We start from the raw sequence: 6,853 nt of genomic DNA, 5'->3' as shown, positions 1-6,853 counted from the left end.
CCCCCAACCCCCTCCCCGCAAGCGAGGAGGGGGCTATGATGTACCTTATATGATTGGGAAAGGCTATAGAAATTTAAATATTCAACCGAATTTAATATTATCTGTTGCCTCAATCAAAGCACTACAAATTCCTGGTTCACTCATCGAATGCCCTGCATCAGGAACCACTATAAATTCGGCTTCCGGCCAAGCGCAATGTAATTCCCAAGCTGATATCATTGGGCAGACTACATCATAGCGTCCCTGAACAATTACAGCCGGAATATGGCGGATACGGTGTACATTTAAGAGTAATTGATCTTCTGTTTCCAAAAATCCCTTATTCATAAAGTAATGGCATTCAATCCGAGCAAAAGCTGAAGCAAATTCACTCTCGCCAAACTTTTGCATGAGTTCTGGGTCTAAGAAAAGTCTACTTGTACTACCTTCCCAAATTGACCAAGCACGCGCTGCTGTTAATTGAATTTCTAAATCTGGACTGGTCAACTGTTTGTAATATGCTGCGATCAGATCATCACGTTCATCTATGGGAATCGGTTTTAAATATTCTTCCCAAGCATCAGGAAAAATATAGCTCGCACCCTCTTGGTAAAACCAGCGCAACTCTTTTTGTCTGAGCATAAAGATCCCACGCAAAATTAGCCCCGTGCATCGAGAGGGATGGGTTTGACTGTAGGCTAATGATAAAGTGCTACCCCAACTACCACCGAAGACCGCCCACTTTTCTATACCTAAATGTTGGCGCAGTTTTTCGATATCACTGACTAAATCCCAAGTGGTGTTTTCTCGTAATTCTGCATGGGGCGTACTTTGACCACAACCGCGCTGGTCAAACATCACTAACCGCCATTTTTCTGGATGGAAATATTGCCGATAAAAAGCTGGACATCCGCCACCCGGTCCCCCATGCAGCAAAACGATGGGTTGACCTTGCGGGTTCCCTGACTCTTCAAAATGAATGGTATGAAGGTTGGAAACCTGTAAACTACCTTCTAGATAAGGTTTGATCGCTGGATAAAGTTCTCGCATTCTCGATATTTTATCAGTAATGTTGTGATTGCGATCGCTTGCATAAATCAAATAAACCCGATACTCATGATACAACCCTCCAATGGCCTTCCACCTAAAGAGCGATCGCACAAGCTGAGAATCATTACAGCATTGCAAACTTGGGCTGCTACTCCCGATGGCATCTCAACGATTCTGCTAGCTAAGATGGCATTCAAAATGGCGATCGCATCGGCAATTTCTTTTGAAGTTGCTCAGGCGTTGCGATGGGAGTATCCTTTTTATGCAGCGATCGCCGCCATCATTGTGATGTCATCTACTCATGGCAGCACTTTGTTACTAGGAATTCAACGAATAATTGGCACTGTGATTGGTGCTATCGGTGGAGCCATCTTTGCGGTTGCATTGGGTACAAATTTCTGGTCACTGGGAATCAGTGTATTTTTGACGATCTTTCTGACTTCTTATTGGAAATTCAATGAGGCGGCAAAATTGGCGGGGTATGTGTCAGCGATCGTCATTTTGAGTCACAGCCAATCTCCTTGGCTGTACGCTTGGGGCAGGTTGCTGGAAACCCTCTTGGGTATTGGTGTCGCACTGTTGGTAAACAACTTTATTTTTCCTGCTTCGGCTGGAGTCGAACTGAGGCGTAATTTGTCGCAAACGTTAACTGATTTAGAGCAGTTTTATGAGTTGGTTGTAGACTCTGCCTTTGCAGGAAACTACGATCGCCCCCGTGTGGATAAGTTGAAAATCAGTATCATTAGTTCACTGAGTAAGGGGCGATCGCTATGGCAGGAAGTCAGGCGGGGACAGACAAATGAACCGCCAGAAAAACGCGTCAATGAAGCCTGGGAGTTTCTCATCCGCCGCATTTGGGAACACATCTTGACAATGGAACATACCGTACTTGCTAGACAGCAGGATACTTTCTGGCAAATTCTCTCACCTCAAATTACTCAACTGGCAGAAGAAACTCAAAGTGCAATGCTCACCCTAGCAACCGCAGTCAAATCGCACCAGCCTAATTTATCTCTGTCAGGAATAGAAGTTGCCCTTGCCAATGCTACAGAGCAATTAAATCGCCTGGAAGAAATTAAGCAGCAACATTACCCAATGAATGAGCTACTCCGATTTTTCACATTCTTCTACACGATGGAAGAAGTGGGCAGGAAACTGCAAAAAATGGCAGGTACGCTAATGAGCATTTAATTAGTGGTGGTCTAAATCCCCACCAAGAGTGATTCTGAGTTCTGAATTCTGACTTCTGAATTCTTCTTTATCAGCAGCTTTAGAAGAGTATTCCGCCGTCAACAACGAGCGTGCTGCCAGTGATATAGGAAGCGTCATCAGAGACTAAAAATGTGACAGCTGCGGCAATTTCTTCCGGTTGAGCCAGACGCTGCAATGATATCTTGCTCTTGAGCAAAGCATCGGGCGATACGTTCTGTAGAGATGGGTGTGTATAACGCTTCGCATTCTCTTGCGCCATGTCCGTCGCTGTGCCGCCTGGTGCGATCGCGTTGATGGTGATTCCACGCTCTCCCAACTCAGGAGCCAAATTGAGTACCATCGCCGAAACGGCAGCTTTGCTTGCAGCATAGAGTGTGTGATACAAGACCGACCTCCCCGCACTGACAGAGGAAGTCAGCACGATCCGTCCACCAGATGTCAGGTAGCGAGCAGCAGCCTGGGTGACAAATAGTTGACCGGCAACATTCACACTGAACACGCGATCGAAATCTTCCCGGGTAATCTCCTCCAGCTTGCCGAAATACTCAATCCCAGCATTACTGACCAGAATATCGAGTTGACCGTACTTCTCAACGGCTTTTGTCACCAACTGCTGAATTTGGTCAATTCGACTCATATCTGCTTGGATCGCCGTGGCTTCGCCACCCTGTTGCTTAATTTGGTTAACAACTTCTTCAGCTTTCTCAGGGCTACTACTGTAATTGACGATTACTTTAGCGCCTTCATGCGACAATTTTATTGCAATCTCTTTGCCAATTCCCCGACTCGACCCGGTAACAATGGCGACTTTTCCTTCTAGCTTTTTCATTTGTAACTCCTTTGTTCGTTGATACAAGTATTGACGGCTGAACAGGTATAATATATGACAATATTAGAATAACTTTTTTGTGGCATTCCTCAGATATTAATATAATTCGTAATTCGTAATTACGTTTTGTGACGGGGATTTAGCTTAGGCGTTCAATTCGCGCTGCCTGTAGAGACAGGGGACTTAAACCCCCAAAGTTCGTTAAATATGCGTTATGCATAAACCTTGTAGAGACGTAGCAGTACTACGTCTCTACATTCATTTTCACTCCTATGTCTAAGGAGTATTTACAGCCTCTAACTGTACTACCCTACAGCAAATTGCTGTAAACCTTTAGAAGGTGAAGGTAGTTCTCAGCGTACCAATGATTGCATCATCGTTGTTGCCAGGAAGTTGACCAGGATTGGTTAACCAAATTACCCCAGGAGTAATAGAAATGTTGTCGCTTACACGATACTTATAGAAACCTTCAAAGTGGTATGGTTTATCACCAGTGCTGCCTCCAACATATGGTTCAATACCTGCGAAAATTCCTAAAACGTTGCCCTTCTTACCTAAGTCTGGTAGGGCTACCCCAAGTCCATAACTCCAAACTTGACTATCATCATTAGCACCAAAGCCTTTGATGTTGCTGTAAACCGCAAAGCCACTAATCGACAGTTTGTCACTAGGTTTGAAAGCAGCCTCAAAGCCGTAGGAATTACTTGAATATGGATTGCCACCACCGACAAAGTTAGCTTGTGCAGTCCCGACTACAGCAGTTGTTGTACTCGCAGAGCCTGCATCGAATAAAACAGTACCACCATTATGATAACCGTGGACGTAGGTTGCAGCTAAGGTGATGCGATCGCCTACTTTTAAGTTCAACTGTCCTAAAGCAGCATAGTTACCCTCGAATAAACCCGTATTTAAACCAGGGTTATTCGCTTGAGATGCCAAGTAACCCAAGGTTAATGAAGGTTGGAAGCTACCGCCACCTTTACCAAAGGCTAAGTTAACGCCGATACCAGCACCGCCGCCAATCCGATAGATCGGACTTTCAGAAGCAAAGGTAGACAAAGCACCATTACCGCCATCATAATCCTCAAAGTATGGGTTGACGGTAGGAACATAATCGCTCTGAATACCTCCACTAGCAGCTATGTAAACTTGGGAGTTGCCAACGGGGAAGTAATAGGATAACCAGTCTATATAAACACTGTTGTTGGTAGAAGGGGACAGGCTAAAGGTTTGAGTCCCTTCAAATGTGCGATTGGGTAAAGCCAATCCAATTGCATTACCAGCTGCAAGCCTAGTATGCAAAGTATCTTTACCTGTGAAGCTGGTTTGCAAGTCTAAACGTACTCTGTCTTGGAAAACAGTATTGTTGTTGTCGTTGTTCCCAAAGTTATCGGTGACAGCGAAAATTGCTTCACCAACCAGCTTGGTTGTAGTAGAAAACTGATTTGCTTCTAGTTCAGCACTGCGTGTTTCTAGAGAATCTACTCGACCACGCAGAGTTGCTAGTTCTGCCGAGAATTCCTCTTGCAAACGCTGGAGGGTCGCCAAATCTTGTTTTGACACCAAGTCAGCAGTTGCTGTCGCAATCAGTTCATTAACTCGATCTAAACAAGCATTCAAACCTGCGGCAAATTCATAACGGGTCAATGCTCGGTTGCCACGGTAAGTGCTATTGGGGTATCCAGCAATACAACCGTAACGTTCAACCAGAGATTGCAAAGCTTGGAATGCCCAGTCAGTCGGCTGTACATCAGAAAACTGAGAAACTGATGTAACTTGAGACAGTGAATTCTGGTTCTTCTCTTCGCTACTGTAGGGGTTAACCTCTTCTAAAACCTTATTATCATCAATCTTTTGGGCAACCAACTGCTGATTAACTTTTGGTTGCTCTGTTTGAATGAATATTGAAGCAGCAGAAGCTATTGGTGCTTCTGTTTGAGTAACTTTTGCCTTTATATCTTCAGAAGAGTCTGCTACTTTAGCAGCCATAGCCTTTGCAGAAACCAACACCGTCACTCCCAAAACTACTGGACTTAGTACCAGAGTTTTCCACAATAGATGAGACATTTTTTTATTTTCCTTTCCCAAAAAAGACCCGAAATCAGTGGGTTCAAGAAAAAGAGAACAAGCAATTATGTACTTGTTGGAAATCTTATCAGATTGCCGTGAACTAAAATATTTCTCACAAAATTTTTACGGATGAAGAATCTTCAGGAGTGCTGAGTAAGAAGTAATTAGGACTTATGCATTGACAGACATAACCAAATGTGCATTACCTCTCGTTCCTGGGCTGCTGCCTTGTAATGCTCTTGTGGGAAGCTCTACCTCCCTGTGTTCACATTCCCAGGCAGCAGCCCAGGAACGAGGCAGGGCAAGACTTTTATCTTAATAAGCTTGATATGCAGATGATGCTCAATTTTTAAAGTGCGTAAGTCCTAGTAATGAGTAACAAGTAGTACTTGTAAATCTTCCTACTCAGCATTCACTACTCGTAGTTTATTTGATACTGAGCCTAACTATAGTTACTGAGCTTGTCATACCACTTCGTGGAAGCAAGCTACGCGGAGCGTCTCGTAGAGAAGTATTGCTTTTTTTTACTTAGCACAGCGAATATTTCTTAATTATGCAGTTTTCTGCAATTAGGCGATCGCATTCCTGCATTCTCCAGGTATCAAAACTGCACGCAAACAAGCAGAAAAGGTCGATGTGTAACCTTAACTTCTAATTTAATGTATAACTAACCGCGTACCAATGAGGTAAGGCAAGATTTATCCAAATACCTCTGCCTTAACTCAATTTAGATTAACCAAAAAAATCATGTCAAACAATCAAAGCATTTTACAAGACTTTGGTTTGGTCGAAGAACTTGACGAACAAGCTGGTGAAACAATTACTGGCGGATACGAGGTATTTACCATTACAAACAGAACAGGATACAATATCCCCTACTCTATCGATGGTACACAAACAAGGTCAGAGTTTGCAAAACCTGGAGGTTCTGCTGTATGGACTGCCTACAGTGGAGGAATCATTAAATTTGACACTGACGGGAGAGCGGGCTATGTGCAGACCCAATCATACAATTTGTCCAATGGGGCAAAATATGAATTTCAATACAACACAAAAACTCCTGGCAATCCATACGATATAAACCTCTATAAAGTTGGGTAAATTTGAAGCAGATTTCTTGTTTTGAATCTCTCAAACTTACTGCAAATGAGTTATGAGGCAAGCGCAATGACTTTTTAGCGCGTCAGCCAAGCTGTCAAAACTCTGAACTGACAAGCCAAACGCTCAATTAAGTCGGGTAATTTGACCTGACTTTATTTTCACCCCAATAATTGCACTTTAGCAGGACTTATGCGACTGTCACAATTGCTAGCCAAGTAGTTCTATTAACGCTATTTTATGTCTCTGAATAGAGAAAAATAAGATGCTGGCCTTGAATCTTTTTCAAAGCCAAGCTTTATCAGCAAAGCCAAAAAATCCTTGTTTGGAACCAAGCACGGAGAAACAAGGTTTTGAATATTTTCTCATCAGAGTAATAAAAGAACGCTACTTAGCTCTCGATCATTTCACTGTTAAGTTTTTTTAACCAGCGCTCAATTTTTTTCATGAAGTACTACATAATACAAATAGATTCAAATTGAGGAAGTACACAACCTAACGCTCTTTTATCTCTCTGAATAGAGAAAAATAAGATGCTAACCTTGAATCTTTTTCAAAGCCTCCCTTGATCAGCAAAAGCAAAAAATCCTTGTTTGTTCCAAACAAGGAGAAACA

The 6,853-nt window shown here is 43.0% G+C and carries 5 protein-coding genes; 2 read left to right on the top strand and 3 right to left on the bottom strand.

Going from position 1 to position 6,853, the window contains the following annotated elements; translation table 11 throughout:
* Positions 1–81: 81 nt before the first annotated feature.
* Positions 82–1,029, bottom strand: a complete 948-nt coding sequence (gene pip, locus HWQ41_RS27075) for a prolyl aminopeptidase (protein WP_292770036.1) — start codon at positions 1,027–1,029, stop codon at positions 82–84.
* A 66-nt stretch (positions 1,030–1,095) separates the two neighbouring features.
* Between pip and HWQ41_RS27070 the strand changes: the two genes are divergently transcribed.
* Positions 1,096–2,220: an aromatic acid exporter family protein gene (locus HWQ41_RS27070; protein ID WP_292770032.1), complete on the top strand. Its 1,125-nt coding sequence runs from the start codon at positions 1,096–1,098 to the stop codon at positions 2,218–2,220.
* A 79-nt stretch (positions 2,221–2,299) separates the two neighbouring features.
* Here HWQ41_RS27070 and HWQ41_RS27065 read toward each other — a convergent pair whose 3' ends face one another.
* On the bottom strand, positions 2,300–3,097 hold the full coding sequence (locus HWQ41_RS27065) for a glucose 1-dehydrogenase (RefSeq protein WP_292770030.1): 798 nt from the start codon (positions 3,095–3,097) through the stop codon (positions 2,300–2,302).
* 306 nt (positions 3,098–3,403) lie between these two features.
* On the bottom strand, positions 3,404–5,137 hold the full coding sequence (locus tag HWQ41_RS27060) for an iron uptake porin (RefSeq protein ID WP_292770028.1): 1,734 nt from the start codon (positions 5,135–5,137) through the stop codon (positions 3,404–3,406).
* 750 nt (positions 5,138–5,887) lie between these two features.
* On the opposite strand from HWQ41_RS27060, the gene HWQ41_RS27055 reads away from it, so the two are divergent.
* On the top strand, positions 5,888–6,241 hold the full coding sequence (locus HWQ41_RS27055; protein ID WP_292770026.1) for a hypothetical protein: 354 nt from the start codon (positions 5,888–5,890) through the stop codon (positions 6,239–6,241).
* Positions 6,242–6,853 lie beyond the last annotated feature (612 nt).

Origin of the sequence: Nostoc sp. NOS(2021) (genome assembly GCF_017115025.1) — a bacterium.
Taxonomy (GTDB): Bacteria; Cyanobacteriota; Cyanobacteriia; order Cyanobacteriales; family Nostocaceae; genus Nostoc.
Note: the sequence above shows the minus strand (reverse complement) of the source record. Positions and strands in the feature narration are given on the sequence as shown.

What these genes read in the sequence shown, in the direction of transcription:
- pip (WP_292770036.1), bottom strand. Translation starts at nt 1,029, where the DNA reads ATGCGAGAACTTTATCCAGCGATCAAACCTTATCTAGAAGGTAGTTTA.
- HWQ41_RS27070 (WP_292770032.1), top strand. Translation starts at nt 1,096, where the DNA reads ATGATACAACCCTCCAATGGCCTTCCACCTAAAGAGCGATCGCACAAG.
- HWQ41_RS27060 (WP_292770028.1), bottom strand. Translation starts at nt 5,137, where the DNA reads ATGTCTCATCTATTGTGGAAAACTCTGGTACTAAGTCCAGTAGTTTTG.
- HWQ41_RS27055 (WP_292770026.1), top strand. Translation starts at nt 5,888, where the DNA reads ATGTCAAACAATCAAAGCATTTTACAAGACTTTGGTTTGGTCGAAGAA.